Source organism: uncultured Draconibacterium sp., from assembly GCF_913063105.1.
Lineage (GTDB): Bacteria > Bacteroidota > Bacteroidia > Bacteroidales > Prolixibacteraceae > Draconibacterium.
Genome location: NZ_CAJXYQ010000003.1, coordinates 15,697 through 29,835, shown reverse-complemented (window position 1 = coordinate 29,835; position 14,139 = coordinate 15,697). Strand labels below are relative to the sequence as shown.

The window sequence follows — 14,139 nt, the reverse complement described above, 5'->3', positions numbered from 1 at the left end:
TTCACCTATTCTATAACACCATCTTTAATGTGAATGATCCGGTCTGATTTTTCAGCAAAATGGTCATCGTGGGTAACAATAATAAAGGTTTGCCCCAGGTCGTCGCGCAACTTAAACAGCAGGTCGTGCAATTCGTCGCGGTTTGCCGAATCAAGATTTCCCGATGGTTCATCAGCCATTACCACCGACGGACTGTTTACCAGCGCCCGGGCCATTGCCACACGTTGCTTTTCGCCACCCGATAACTCCGATGGTTTATGTGTCATCCGATCAGCTAATCCTAAATAATCGATTAACTCTTTGGCACGAGCCTCGGCCTTTGCTTTAGGCATTTTTGCAATAAACGCCGGAATACAAACATTCTCGAGGGCAGTGAACTCGGGCAACAGGTGATGAAACTGAAACACAAAACCAATTTCGCGATTACGAAAAGCTGCCAGTTGCCGCTCGTTTAGTTTTGAAATATTGGAATCGTTAAAATACAGTTCGCCACTATCGGGTTTACTTAAAGTACCCAAAATTTGCAGCAAAGTAGTCTTTCCTGCACCACTGGCCCCAACAATCGAGTAGAGCTTTCCTTTCGGAATATCAAGGTCTATTCCCTTTAAAACCTCGAGGTTACCAAACGATTTTTTTATGTTTTCAGCTTTTATCAATACAATAGTAGTTTAAAATACCAAACCCAAACCGGAAAGTTTTAGTACCTCGTTTAACACATAAAAAAGGTAAAAAAGCAGTAGCACCACGCCTGTCAGCTTTCCAACTTTCCAACGCTGAATGAGTAAGAGCGCAATCAATAAAATTACCGACCCGGATAAAATTAATGTGGAGCTCATTAAATCGCCACCAGCTGCAATACTGCCTCCGGAAAATACCATAACCAAAAGGAAAGGCAATCCTAAACCAACCAGAATATCAAAAATATTTGATCCTACGGCATTACTTACCGCCATATCGCCACGGCCTTGCCGGGCAACAATAAGCGACGAAAATAAATCGGGTATTGAAGTTCCGATGGCGAGCACGGTTAAAGCAATTATGGCTTCCGGAATATGCAATTCGTGCGAAATAATAACTGCCAGTTCAACCAGGCCCCAGCTAAGTGCTGCAATAATTACTATCGAAATAAAAAATACCAGGTAGTAATGTTTTGGTTTCGGAAAAACAAAACACAACACCCGATCAAAAAGTCCTAAAAATCCCTTGGGGTTGCATTCCTGCTCCTCTTCTCCATCGCCCTGAATATCTTCGTACTTAAACCACTTGCGCCAGTATACAACGGCTATTACATAAAGTACATAAACACATAAAAGTATGGCGGTTTCGTACATTACCAGTTGTCCGTCCCATATAAATAGCACAAGTAAGCCCACCGATAATGAGTAGAAAATAAGATCGCGAATAACGGGTATTTTAGTCAACGTGGCTTTACGCACCATGGCCGAAGCACCAACAATAACCAACAAATTAAAAATAGCACTACCCACAATACTTCCAATGCCAATAACCTGATGGTCGCCTGGTTTAATTACCGCAAACAAAGCCACAAATAACTCGGGTGCGCTCGAGCCCACGGCCATTAAAGTTGCACCAGCGGCATCGTTTGATAAACGTAAATCTTTTGAGATTTTATCGAGCGATGAGATAAAAAACAAATCGACAACCCTTGCCAGCAAAATAAAACAAGCCAACAATGCCAATATGGAAAGTAGTATCATTAATACTGATTTTTTTTTGACGAAATTATTCCTTCAAATTATCGGTAATTCCTTTTTTAATCTCACTTGTTTCTTTTGTTACGGTAGAAGAAACATCGTTAATATCTTTTTTAATATCAGAAGTGTGGTTATCGAGTTCGCGTTTTATCTCGTTGGTAGCCTTTTTAAACTCCCGCATGCCTTTACCCAGCGTTTTGGCAATATCGGGTATGGCTTTCGATCCAAAAAACAACAATGCCAACAGCATCACCAACACAATCTCTCCGCCACTTATAAATAATAAATACTGCATCGTCAAATTGATTTAGATCACAAATATATAAAAAGTTGGAAGTCGGAAGACCGAAGTAGGTAGATTGTTTTGCACGCACTTATGGATAACTATTCGACTTAATACAGACCCGGTTTCATCCTTTTACCCTCCGCAGCCTATCAGCGGCTTTCCGCAGGCCAAAAAAGGGCGTCCGCAAGCACTATTTGGCTATCCGCTGACACAAATTAGGCGTCCGCAGCCAAGGTTTAGCTCTCCGCAGGTGCTTTTTAGGCGTCCGCAGCCGAAAAAACACGTCCGCACTTACAAATTTCTCGTCCGCTGATCGGCGGACGAGAAATTTGTAGCAGCGAAAGACTTGTTTGCCCACAAATATTTACTTTTTGTCAGAATTACACAGTTCATTTCTCAAAAAAAAAAGATGTCACCGCATTTAAGCAATGACATCCTTCTGATATAATTCGATCTTCCGTCTGTTGACTTCCGACTTTGGTCTTCAATTTATTTTTTACGTTTTGCCACAACTTTAGCCACACGGTTGCGGGTGTCGTGTGCAATTGGTGTTGCAATAAACAGCGACGAGTAAGTACCCACAAGTACACCTACCAATAACGCAAACGTAAAGCCGCGTATGGTAGCACCACCAAATAAGAAAATGGCAAGTAATACTACAAAAGTTGATAACGAAGTACTGAAAGTACGACGCAATGTACTGTTCAATGCAGCATCAACATTCTCTTCGCGATCGCGTTTTGGGTGCAAGCCCAGGTACTCTCTGATGCGGTCGAAAACCACCACGGTATCGTTAATAGAATAACCCAATACCGTTAGAATTGCAGCAATAAATGCCTGGTCAATCTCTAACGAGAAAGGCAGTACTCCGTACAGTAACGAGAAAATACCCAATACAATTAGCGAGTCGTGTGCCAATGCAGCAACAGCTCCCAAACCATATTGCCAATCGCGGAAACGTACCAGGATATAAAGGAAAATAATGATCAGCGAGAAAACAATAGCGATCGCAGCATCTTTACGAATATCATCAGAAATGGTAGGACCTACCTTTTGCGAACTTTGCTGATACTCTTGCGTAAATTGCTCCAAAGTAACTGTTTTATCAATCAGGTCAGCATCTTGCAAACCTTTCATTAATAAAGCTTCTACTTCGTTATCAATATTTTCGCTGTCGTCGTCAATTTTATAATTGGTTGTAATTTTAATGTTGTCGCCCGATGTTTTTACCTCTGGTGCAGCATCAAACACACTGGCCAATGCCTCGCGCACTTCGCCAACTTCAACGTCTTTTTCGAAACTAACAATGTATGAGCGCCCACCTTTAAAGTCGATACCATAGTTTAAGCCACGAACAAAGAATGAACCAACAGATAACAGAATGAAAGCTGCAGAAATGATATAGAAAGTTCTTCTTTTTTCAAGGAACTTAATTTTTGTATTACGTAACCAGTTTTCGGTTGCCGATGAGGTAAACAAAATACGTCCACCTTTGCGCAATTGCCATTCGAAAATCAAACGGGTTAAGAAAATAGCCGAGAACAGTGAAGTAAGAATACCAATAATCAGGGTAGTTGCGAAACCTTTAATCGGGCCAGAACCAAACAGGTAAAGTACAACACCGGTTAATAAGGTAGTAACCTGGCCATCGATAATTGCCGAGTAGGCATTTTTATAACCATCAGTAATGGCCAGTTTAACACCTTTTCCGGAACGCATTTCTTCCTGAACACGTTCGTAAATAAGCACGTTTGCATCAACCGACATACCAATGGTAAGTACAATACCTGCGATACCAGGCAGTGTAAGTACAGCACCTAACGAAGCCAAAATACCGAAGATGAAGAACATGTTGGCAATCAGTGCAATATTGGCTGCCAAGCCGGCATTTTTACTGTAAAAGAACAACATATAAACCAGTACCATTGCAAAGGCAATAATAAACGAAATCAAACCGCTGTTAATTGCTTTCTGACCCAATGAAGGACCAACAACATCTTCCTGGATAATACGTGCAGGAGCCGGCATTTTACCCGACTTCAATACGTTTGCAAGGTCTTGCGCTTCTTCAATACTTTCTAAACCGGTAATGCTTGAGCGACCACCAGGAATCTCACCATTTACGGTTGGGAAAGAGCGGACATAGTTATCTAAAACAATAGCAATTGATTTACCTACATTTTCTTTGGTCATCCGTTGCCAAACTTTTGCTCCTTCAGCATTCATTTGCATAGCTACTTCAGGGCTCGAGCCAAACTGGTCGAAATCCTGACGGGCATCAGTAATTACACCACCATCAAGCGGAGCCTGTCCGTCGCGGGTTGTTACTTTTAATGCAATCAACCGGTAGTACGTTCCGGCTTCATCAACTGATTTGGCTGTCCAGCGGAATTTTAAATCGCGTGGAAAAAGGTTTTTAACCTGAATATTGTTAAGGTAGGCATTAACCTTGGCAGTATCTTTAGCATGCGACATACCAACAATGGGACCTGGGTACAATTGCCCGGTTTGGTCGGTACTTGGATTTAAGATAGCAAATAAAGGATATTGCGATTTGAAAGCGTCAAGGTTATCCAGTGCTGCGGTAGAGTCTCCTTCTGCACTGGCTTCCAGTTCAGAAAGTAGCGAGTTTTCCTCATCAGCCTCTTCTGTTTCAGCTGTAGCTTCGGTTGCTTCTTCACTGGTGGCATCAACAGTTTCTTCTGTTGCCAGGTCTTCCATTTCTTTAATTTTCTGGTTAGCCTGCAACATGTATTGGTATACTTCCTGGTTTTCGTAGGTTTCCCAGAACTCAAGGTTGGCTGTACCTTGTAAGAGGTTACGCACACGGTTTTGATCTTTTACACCCGGTAGTTCAACCAAAATGCGACCACGTGTTTGCAGCTGCTGAATATTTGGCTGGGCAACACCAAAACGGTCGATACGAGTACGAATAATGTTGAATGCATTGTCAATGGCACCATCAGTTTCTGTACGAATAATATCAAGCACCTCTTTGTTGGTGGTGTTGAAATTAACTTTATCACGCAGCTCAAGCGTATTAAAAACAGAAGCCAAACGGGCATTAGGATCGATCTCCTCGAAAGCATCGCCAAATAAGGTTACAAAATCAGCCTGACTGTTTTTCTGTAGTTCAGAAGCGCGATTCAAAGCAGCATTAAAAGTTTCGTCGTCGCTGTAATTCGACATCGCACGAATGATGTCTTTAACCTCAACCTGCAGGGTTACGTTCATACCACCTTTCAGGTCAAGTCCCAGGTTCATTTCCAGTTCCTGAACATCTTTGTAAGTAAATTTTTTCAATCCAAGGAAGTTGTATACCACTTCGCTTTTCATCGAATCAATGTATTGAAACTCCTTTTCAGAGTCTCCTTGTGCATATTCTATGGCATCTTCCTTTATCTGGTTTGATTTCCAGGTAAACGAAAGCTGGTATAAACATACCGCTGTCAACAGAATTGCAAATGTTAAAATTGCACCTTTGTTTTGCATTTGAATTTTAATTTAAATGTTTACTATTTTTTAATTGATTGAATACGGAATTTACCAGGCACACTTCGCCTGATGCTCTTAATTTTTCATAAGAAAGAGCTTTGAGCTAAGCCAGTGGGTCTTCGTCGGGGGATAAAATGTGATTCTGAAAAACCAGGTAATGATAGGATAAAATAAGCGGTGTAGTTTGTTTTACTACCTCTGCTTTTAAAACCTGGTAATTTCGGATTGAATGATGATTGCGTAAAAATTTGTCGTGTAGTTGAAGCTTTAACTGCCGTGCCGAAGCTTTCTGCTCAAGTATCTTAACACTATTTACAGTAGTTTGCGTAATTAGGTAGACTTTACCCTGATCGCTGCTTTGCTCCTGCGATTCGGCTTGAATTTTTTTCAACTCTTCCGGATGATTTCCAAAATAAACATCAAGAATAAAAGCGGCAGCAACCACAACCATAAACAAGGCCAGTTTTGCCATTAATCTTTTCGTGATATTTATTTTTAGCTTCACTCTGTAAAACGCAATTTTTATTTTTTCAATAAAAAGCTGTACAAAATACAGCACTTTTGCATTAAAAATTTCACTCCTCGTTTTAAGGCATTATTTTTAAGCGGAGCAAATATACCGAAATACTTGAGCTTTCCAAAAACGGAGCCGCTATTTTTAAAGTATTTCGTTTAATACCAATAATTTATGGCAAATTTATTCGTTTACGGCTCATTGCTTTTTAGCGAAATAGCAGAACAATTGTGTGGTCAAAAAATAAAAACTGCCAATGCTGCGTTAAAAGGCTATGCGCGCTTTGCACTAAAAGGTGCCGATTACCCGGCCATGATAAAAAAACAAAACTCGCTTGTTTATGGCAAAGTGCTTTTAAACCTTACCCCTGAAGCCGTTGAACTTCTTACGTTTTACGAAGGTAACGAATATGAAATAAGGCCCCTGCGTGTAGAGCTTGCAAATGAAAAGAAAATAGATGCTTTTGGATTTTTATGGACCGGTGGAGATGAATATCTTGAAGCTTTTGATTGGGATAAGAAAAAGTTCGAGTTGGAATCGTTGCAATTTTATGTTGATGATGTAATTCCATCGACCCTGGATACTTATAGAAACGAAAAGAAAAGCACATGAAAATAATTAGAACACAAGTATAAATAGCCTTAGTTGGTTGAAGAATAAAGCCCATGAAAGAAAACAATACCCTAAACGAAAATGTTAAAGCTGCAAAAAACGATGTTACAACTATTTAAAGCGCTCCGGCTACAAAAACTCAAGGAGAGTAAAATAAAAAAATACCTGCTCTATGCCCTTGGGGAGATTATTCTGGTGGTTATTGGAATTTTAATTGCACTGGCCATCAACAACAATAATATAAAACGCACCATTCAGAAAAAAGAACAAACCTACCTGGTGGGTTTAATGGACGAATTTACAACCAGCAAATTAAAGTTGCAGGAATTGATTAATGTAAACAAAAACAATTACGAAGGTGCACGGCAGATTATTTCATACGTATCGAACAGCAAAATCCAACCCGATGAAGAACAATTCTCACTCCTTTTATATAACACCTTTGTTTTTGATGTTTCGTTTAATCCGAACAACTCGCTATTAAACGAAATGATGAACTCGGGTAGCCTAAAAGACATTTCAAACCCAACACTGAGAATACATTTAACCAATTGGATTTCGACAATGGAAGACATTGCCAAACAGGAAAATGATCTGGAACAGCAGCGGGAAAAAATTCTGGATTTATTTCGGGGCAACACGCAAAGCATTCGCACTATTTTCGACCTTGCAGGAGTTTCGGCCAATGAGCTCGATATTGAACCACTCCCCAAAAATATCAGCAACCTCAACCTGCTGCACTCCACCCAGTTTGAGAACTTATTGTTTACCTTTATTTTAACCAGCAAAGCAACTGAAGAAGCCCACTACCTGCCGCTAATGAAACGCATTGATGCTATTCTTGAATTGATTGAAAAGGAAATTAAAAGCTGATTGTTAAAGTGGGAATACCCTCAGTCAGATAATTTAAGCAGCTGTCGTTTATAGTCGATTACAGCATGGTATTTTAACAAAAAATCGCTGCCCAGTAAACCACAAATTTTATATTCGCTAACTTTTTGGTACAAGTCATTTATTGCATCCATATCAATTAAGGCCACTTGCATGGCTTCAACCCTGAATTTACCAAAGCTTACAGGATTTAAAGTTCCGAGTGATGTTTTTAAGGGAGCTTCGCTCATATTGGCGGCATGCAAATCTTCGGTTTCGTCCATTACAGCGGCAATACCTGCAGTCAGGTTTTTATCGAATACCGAGCGTGATGCTCCTGTGTCTATCACCCAATATTCTTGCTCACCACTGTTTAAGCAGCACGATACGAGCAGGTGAAAATTTGACGATTCGAGTTCTACTATTTTAACGGGTAATTTTACGCGCATGGCTTAAAAGTAAACAATTTAACAAAGCAGCTGCTACAGCGGCCATACATTGGTGCAAAAAAAGGCCCGCAGCAATTGCGAGCCTTTGTATATCATGTTGTTCTTTCGAATTACAGCAATGCGTTAACTTTTGAAACGCCTTCAGCACTTGCAGTAAGTTTTTCTTTTTCTGCAGCTGAAAGTTCAATTTCAACAATTTTTTCGATACCGCTTTTACCAATTACACAAGGAACACCTAACGAAATGTCGTTTAAGCCATATTCACCTTCAAGCATAGCTGAACATGGGAACATTTTTTTAGAATCAAGAGCAATAGCACGAACCAATTCAGATACTGCTGCACCCGGAGCATACCATGCACTGGTTCCTAAAAGTTTGGTTAATGTGGCACCACCAACTTTTGTTGCTTCTACAACTTCTGCTTGTTTTTCTTCGCTTAAAAACTCGGCAACAGGTACACTGTTACGCACAGCTTTTTCAATAAGTGGAACCATTCCGGTATCGCTGTGGCCACCAATTACCATGGCGTCAATGTCTGATTGAGGACAGTCGATAGCTTCAGCCAATCTGTACTTGAAACGTGCGCTATCCAATGCTCCACCCATACCAATAATTCGGTTTTTAGGAAGTCCTGTAGCTTTATGTGCAAGGTAAGCCATTGTATCCATTGGGTTACTAACCACAATAATGATTACGTTTGGTGATTCGGCAATTAGCTTTTCAGCAACATCTTTAACAATTCCGGCATTAATACCAATCAACTCTTCGCGAGTCATTCCTGGTTTACGCGGAATACCACTTGTGATTACTGCAACATCGCTACCCGCTGTTTTTGTGTAATCGTTTGTGCTTCCAACGATAGTAGAATCAAAACCGTTTAATGAAGCAGTTTGCATCAAGTCCATTGCTTTACCTTCGGCAAAACCTTCTTTAATGTCAACCAATACAATTTCGTCTGCAAAATCTTTAATTGCAATGTACTCCGCACAACTTGCGCCTACTGCACCTGCTCCAACTACTGTTACTTTCATTTTACTAGTGAGTTTTTATGTTATAAAATCTTTTATTCTCTTAAACAATTGTCAGTCAAATTGTTTTAAGGCACGCAAAGTTAATTTTTTTTCTCAATGATAGAAATAATTTCAGGTTCCCCAAATCGGTTTAACAATAAGGTAAAACATATTTTCAGGGGTTTTTTCCATAGCTGAGTTATTTCACAAATGCTTAAATAATAGGGCACTCATTATGGCTTAAATCAGTATCTTCCTGAAGCCTGCTTATGGTTAATCAATTAAACCAATAGGTCATTTTTAGCACAACCGCCCTGTTTTTTGCATTCCAGTTTCCGGTAAAATAATTGTCGGTATAAACCAAATAAATATCCGATACAGGCTGATAACGCCATTGGAACCGGGAGTTTATATTCAGGTTGCTAATTTGCTCGTTGTACTGAACGAAAGTTGACCAGAAAATTTTATCGGTAAAAGTAATGTCCATTTTGGGGCCAACCAACCAAAATTTTTCACGGTTAAAAGGCGCTCCCAAATCCATATCGGTATAATTAAAGTTCATACTCAAATTTACATACGGCTGAAAGCGGTAACCAATTTCGCCTTCAACATATTGAATATCTCCGCTGTAAAAACTTCCTTTTACCGCCTCGGCTTCCCAGGTAAACAACGATTTACGGGTGGAGGCATAGGATACAGTAAAACCGCCAAAATCATATTCCGTTCCTGCGGGTAAAGAATTTTCAGGATCTTGAGTGGGGTTAAAATCGTGCCGCAACTGCACAAAATAATCGGTGTAGGCAAGGCTCAGTTCCGAGCGGTTTTCAAATTGCATTTCGTATTCCAATTCGTACTCGTGTTCAATTAAATTATAATCAGCGTTAAAATAATTATCGATTTTTAGGCTTGGCCCATGGCTCACAATTTTTTTATTGGGCACAAAAGTATAGCCAGCTGTGCCGCCCAAAAAATTATAACCGGTGCGCCGCACATAACCTGTTTCGGCCCGGTAGTTTTCTCCCACCGCAGTTTCGAAAAAGCCAAGCTTTACTTTTTGGGTACTGTACATAAGCATAGCTCCCTGTGCGTATTGTTTATCGGGGTTACCCGGCTGAAACGAACGGTGGTAAAAAAATTTGCCATCCCAGATATTGTCTTTGCTGGCCAGGTTATAATCGAAACCAAATACACGGTTGTACATGCTGGTGTCCGACGGAACATCAAGATTTTCTTTGTTAACAGCAATAAAGCCCATATTCGATCGGGCAAAAACTTTCTTTTGTACCGACGCTACGGTATAGTTTCTTGCCAAACGTTCGTTTGTTTTTTCGGTAGTCATATTCATAAAACCAATACGCCAGTTGCTGCCAATTTTTCCACTTAAACGGGCGCCGGCTTTTACCGGAGCATCAAGTCCGATGCGCCGCGAGAAAAATGGCGTTAAGGTATGCTGATAACCGTAATTGGCAAAGAGGTCGCTATTCTCTAGAAAGAATTGCCTTTTTTCAGGAAAGAACAACTCAAACCGATCGATATTGGTTACCTGCTCATCCACTTCAACCTGGGCAAAATCAGGATTATAGGTTAAATCCAATGTCATTGATGATGATAACCCCAGTTTGGCATCAAAACCAATGTCTTTTCGATAATCCGTATCCGAACCGTCTTCCATGTTTTTAGCGGCACTTCCTAAAACATAGGGAATAACAGAGAATTGCATTTTGGATTTAGGCAAGGGATCTTCAAATTTCATGACTCCGGTATAAGCCAGGGTTGAAGTTGGAAACTGGCGTGGAACAGGTGCCCATGCCGACTTTTCGTTTGATTTTAAATCAAGCCGACTAAAGTTAACATTCCAGCGCTGGCTCGATTTTGGGTAACGCAACGATTTAAATGGGATTCGCATTTCGCTTATCCATTTGTCCCTGTAGTGTTTTGTTTTCGATTCCCATTTACAATCCCAGTCGAGCGAAATGTCGTTTCCGTTGCTCATTGTGCCATCCCATTTGGCTCCCGACGCCGAAATTCCAAATGAAAAGCCATTGGTTTGATCCAGGAAAGTATCGAAAAACATCAGCAGATTATCGTTGCTGCCAAAACTAAAATCGCGCCTGAACGATTCCATCACACGTTTTCCGGGAATGGTATCGTAAAAAACCTGTGCCACATAAAGCGCTTTGTCATCGTAGGTCATCATCATTGTAGAGGGCTGGGTGGCATAACCGCTATCAACCGGCAATACCTTAAAAAAACTGGCTGTTTTTTGGGCCTTTTCCCAGTCGGGCTCATCAATTACCCCATCGATGACAATTGGCGATTTCGCCTTTTTTAACTGATAAATGTGGGAACCGTTAAAGGTATGCAAAGTACTGTCGCGACTTAATGTAAGGTTATTGGCAATAACGGTTGGCGAGACGAAAGCACACAACAATAAAACGAAAAACAACTTCATTCGAAATAGCTTTAATTGATTTAGGTATAATAGGTTGACAAAGATATTTAATTTGTCAAAATCACAAAATGAGGCAGTAGAGGATTGATAAGGCAATAAAAGTGCTGGCATAAAAAGCCCTGACGGAAACCGCCAGGGCACAAAAAACAATGTTCAAGCATTGATTTAACTACAAGGAGATAGGAACTCCATTGTAGAAATCAAGTATTTTCGTGCGGAAAATGTATTCGTATTTGGCCTGTAAATAATCCGACTGTGCACTGGTAAGATTTGTTTTACTTTGGTTGTATTCTACCGAATTAATCATTCCCACATTAAATTTCTCTTCGGTGTAACGAAATGCCTCTTTCATTGATGCCACTGCTTTTTCAGAAGAAATGTAACGGTTTAAAGCCGCCAGAGCATTGGTATAAACCGTTTCAATATCGCGGCGTAAAACATTACGCGTTTGTTGCAGCTGGTACTCGTAATCGGCAATTTGCAGTTCGGAGTTGGTGATATTGTTTTTTACCTGGTATCGATTAAAAATTGGGATACTCAGCGTAAGTCCCAGGCTTGAGCGGCTGTTGTTTTTTAGCTGTTCTCCCAAGTCAATTCTGTCGCCGTAAATATCTTTGTACTGGTTATTGTACTGGTTATAATAATTGGCACCAAAACTTAAACTCGGATAACGATACCCCTTTGCTACAGCTAACTGTTTCATGGCACTTTGTACGCGCAGCTGTGCCGCTTTAATTTCAGGTCTTACATTTATGGCATTACTGAATACATCAAAAGCATTCATCATGGTAAGGTTTGCCTGAATTTCGGGCAGCACAGGTTTTTCAATTTTAAAACTCTCAGCCATTGGCAGTTCTAAAAACTGGTAAAGATTTAAATACGCCAGCTGCACCCTGTTTTGGGCATTAACCAAATCCAGTTCTTCACGGGCCAGTTGGGCTTCAATCTCAAGCAATGCGCCTTTTGCAGCGCTTCCTGCTTCAACCAGCTGGCGGGTACGGTTAATTTGTTGTTTGGTAACTTCTAATGTTGCCTCGGCCACCAGTTGTAATTCTTCGGCAAAAAGGATTTCAAGGTATTCGGCCGAGATGGAAAGCATGATATCATCCTTGGTTTTTTGCAGATCTGCCATGGTGGCATTCAGGTCGAGTTCACGCATTTGCACCGTATTACTCAGCGTTAGTCCGTTGTAAAGGGTCCAGCTGGTACTTAATCCTCCGGCTACACTTGCCGAGTTTATATTGTCGTAGGTATTGTCGTAGGTAAGCGATCGTCCAAAACTAAAATCGTTGCTCAGCTGGGCATTTAAGTTGGGTAACTTATCGTCTTTTGCCTGCTTTACCAGCATTTCGTTGTACCTGGAATTAATTTCCTGGCGTTTAATCTGGATGTTATTTTCGATGGCATAATCGAAACAGGTTTGTAAATCCCATTCGTTTTGTGCATTCGATGTAAAACTGCTTAACCCAATTATGCCTAAAAATAAGGCGAATAACTTCTTCATTTTTATATTGTTTTTTGTTTGCGACTAATTTACATAAAGCCGGGTAATTTACCTATTATTAGCCTTTATTGGCTTGTTCCTGTTTTGCTTTTTTCGGATCGATCTTCTCTCCTTTTACCTTATCATCAGGTTTTAACCCTTCAGTAATTTCAATATTTATACCATCTGAAAGTCCGGTTTTTACAAAACGTTTTTCGTAATCGGGTTCTTCGTTAGTGCCTTTATTAACTTCAACAAACGACGAGTCGTTTTCAAATTTTAGTAATCCTTCAGGAATTACCATCACACTGTCTTTCCGATCCAAAACAATGTTGGCATTTGCACTGTAACCGGCTCGTATAAACTGGCCTTCTTTTAGTTGCACATTGGCTTTTATTTCAAATTGTATGGCTCCGTTATCTTCAACCCCTTTTGGAGAAATATATTCCAAAACTGCGGCAAATTTTTCTTTATCGATAGCGCCAATTTCTAATTCAATGGGCATGCCTTCGCGAATTTTACCTACTTCTGTCTCATCTACATTCCCCTCAAAAATCATATCTTTCATATCGGCAACCGAAGCAATTGTTGTACCGGCATTAAAGGTATTTGCCTGTATTACCGAGTTACCCTCTTCAACCGGAACATCGAGCACCATACCGTTTATGGTTGACCGAACAAGGGTATTAGTAGCCGTTGAAGCCTTTTTTGTTACACCATTTTTAATTAATTCCAGATTATTTTCGGCAGCTGTTAGTTCTTCTTTGGCCGAATCGTACTCCACTTTTGCAGATTTAAACTCTTCGTAAGAGATTACGTTTTTATCAAAAAGTTTTTGCTGGCGATCGTAATCGATTTGCGCATCTTCAAAATTAATTTTTGCACGGTTTAAACGGGTTTCAGCAGCGTTCAAAGTTACCATGTCCGGAATAATTTTGATACGTGCAACTACCTGCCCTTTGGTAATTTTATCACCCGCTTCCACATATAATTCATCAATAATTCCGGAAACCTGAGGAACGATTTCAATTTCGTAACGTGGCACCACCGATCCGGTTGCAACGGTTTTCATTACCACATCGCTGTAAAATGGATTTTTGTTCTCAAAGAAATCTGTTTTCTTTTTTGATTTGTTGTACAGGAAGAACAGGGTTCCTCCGAATGCTCCAACCAAAATTACAAGTCCTAAAATTTTAACTACTTTTTTCATCTTGTTATGTTTTTTGTTTTCAAATTCGCCTGCCGTAACTCGT

Annotated in this window: 12 protein-coding genes; 2 read left to right on the top strand and 10 right to left on the bottom strand. The window is 40.3% G+C overall.

Annotation, left to right across the window (positions count from 1 at the left end; genetic code table 11):
• Positions 1 to 5: 5 nt before the first annotated feature.
• From QZ574_RS03390 to QZ574_RS03370, 5 genes are all read right to left on the bottom strand, one after another.
• Entirely contained in the window at positions 6 to 656 is a 651-nt protein-coding gene (locus tag QZ574_RS03390) for an ABC transporter ATP-binding protein (protein ID WP_297086781.1), read from the bottom strand.
• 12 nt (positions 657 to 668) lie between these two features.
• Entirely contained in the window at positions 669 to 1,718 is a 1,050-nt protein-coding gene (locus QZ574_RS03385; RefSeq protein WP_297086780.1) for a calcium/sodium antiporter, read from the bottom strand.
• Positions 1,719 to 1,743: 25 nt separating this feature from the next.
• Entirely contained in the window at positions 1,744 to 2,010 is a 267-nt protein-coding gene (locus tag QZ574_RS03380) for a twin-arginine translocase TatA/TatE family subunit (protein ID WP_297086778.1), read from the bottom strand.
• Positions 2,011 to 2,490: 480 nt separating this feature from the next.
• Entirely contained in the window at positions 2,491 to 5,493 is a 3,003-nt protein-coding gene (gene secDF / locus QZ574_RS03375; protein WP_297086776.1) for a protein translocase subunit SecDF, read from the bottom strand.
• Between the two features lie 106 nt (positions 5,494 to 5,599).
• The gene (locus QZ574_RS03370) at positions 5,600 to 6,001 is read right to left on the bottom strand and encodes a hypothetical protein (protein ID WP_297086774.1); all 402 of its coding nucleotides are present in this window, start codon (positions 5,999 to 6,001) and stop codon (positions 5,600 to 5,602) included.
• A gap of 183 nt (positions 6,002 to 6,184) precedes the next feature.
• Between QZ574_RS03370 and QZ574_RS03365 the strand changes: the two genes are divergently transcribed.
• Together QZ574_RS03365 and QZ574_RS03360 are read left to right on the top strand one after the other, a co-directional pair.
• Positions 6,185 to 6,622, top strand: a complete 438-nt coding sequence (locus QZ574_RS03365) for a gamma-glutamylcyclotransferase family protein (protein ID WP_297086772.1) — start codon at positions 6,185 to 6,187, stop codon at positions 6,620 to 6,622.
• A 102-nt stretch (positions 6,623 to 6,724) separates the two neighbouring features.
• Positions 6,725 to 7,495 (top strand): DUF6090 family protein, encoded by a 771-nt coding sequence (locus tag QZ574_RS03360; RefSeq protein ID WP_297086770.1) that lies wholly within the window; start codon positions 6,725 to 6,727, stop codon positions 7,493 to 7,495.
• Between the two features lie 20 nt (positions 7,496 to 7,515).
• Here QZ574_RS03360 and QZ574_RS03355 read toward each other — a convergent pair whose 3' ends face one another.
• The 5 genes from QZ574_RS03355 to QZ574_RS03335 form a co-directional block, all read right to left on the bottom strand.
• Positions 7,516 to 7,941 (bottom strand): retropepsin-like aspartic protease, encoded by a 426-nt coding sequence (locus tag QZ574_RS03355; protein ID WP_297086768.1) that lies wholly within the window; start codon positions 7,939 to 7,941, stop codon positions 7,516 to 7,518.
• Between the two features lie 110 nt (positions 7,942 to 8,051).
• Positions 8,052 to 8,972 carry a malate dehydrogenase gene (locus QZ574_RS03350; RefSeq protein WP_297086766.1) on the bottom strand — a complete coding sequence of 307 codons (921 nt, stop codon included), beginning with the start codon at positions 8,970 to 8,972 and terminating at the stop codon, positions 8,052 to 8,054.
• A gap of 256 nt (positions 8,973 to 9,228) precedes the next feature.
• On the bottom strand, positions 9,229 to 11,403 hold the full coding sequence (locus tag QZ574_RS03345) for a DUF5916 domain-containing protein (protein ID WP_297086765.1): 2,175 nt from the start codon (positions 11,401 to 11,403) through the stop codon (positions 9,229 to 9,231).
• Positions 11,404 to 11,572: 169 nt separating this feature from the next.
• Positions 11,573 to 12,907 carry a TolC family protein gene (locus QZ574_RS03340; protein ID WP_297086764.1) on the bottom strand — a complete coding sequence of 445 codons (1,335 nt, stop codon included), beginning with the start codon at positions 12,905 to 12,907 and terminating at the stop codon, positions 11,573 to 11,575.
• Between the two features lie 58 nt (positions 12,908 to 12,965).
• On the bottom strand, positions 12,966 to 14,096 hold the full coding sequence (locus QZ574_RS03335; RefSeq protein WP_297086761.1) for an efflux RND transporter periplasmic adaptor subunit: 1,131 nt from the start codon (positions 14,094 to 14,096) through the stop codon (positions 12,966 to 12,968).
• Between the last annotated feature and the right edge of the window lie 43 nt (positions 14,097 to 14,139).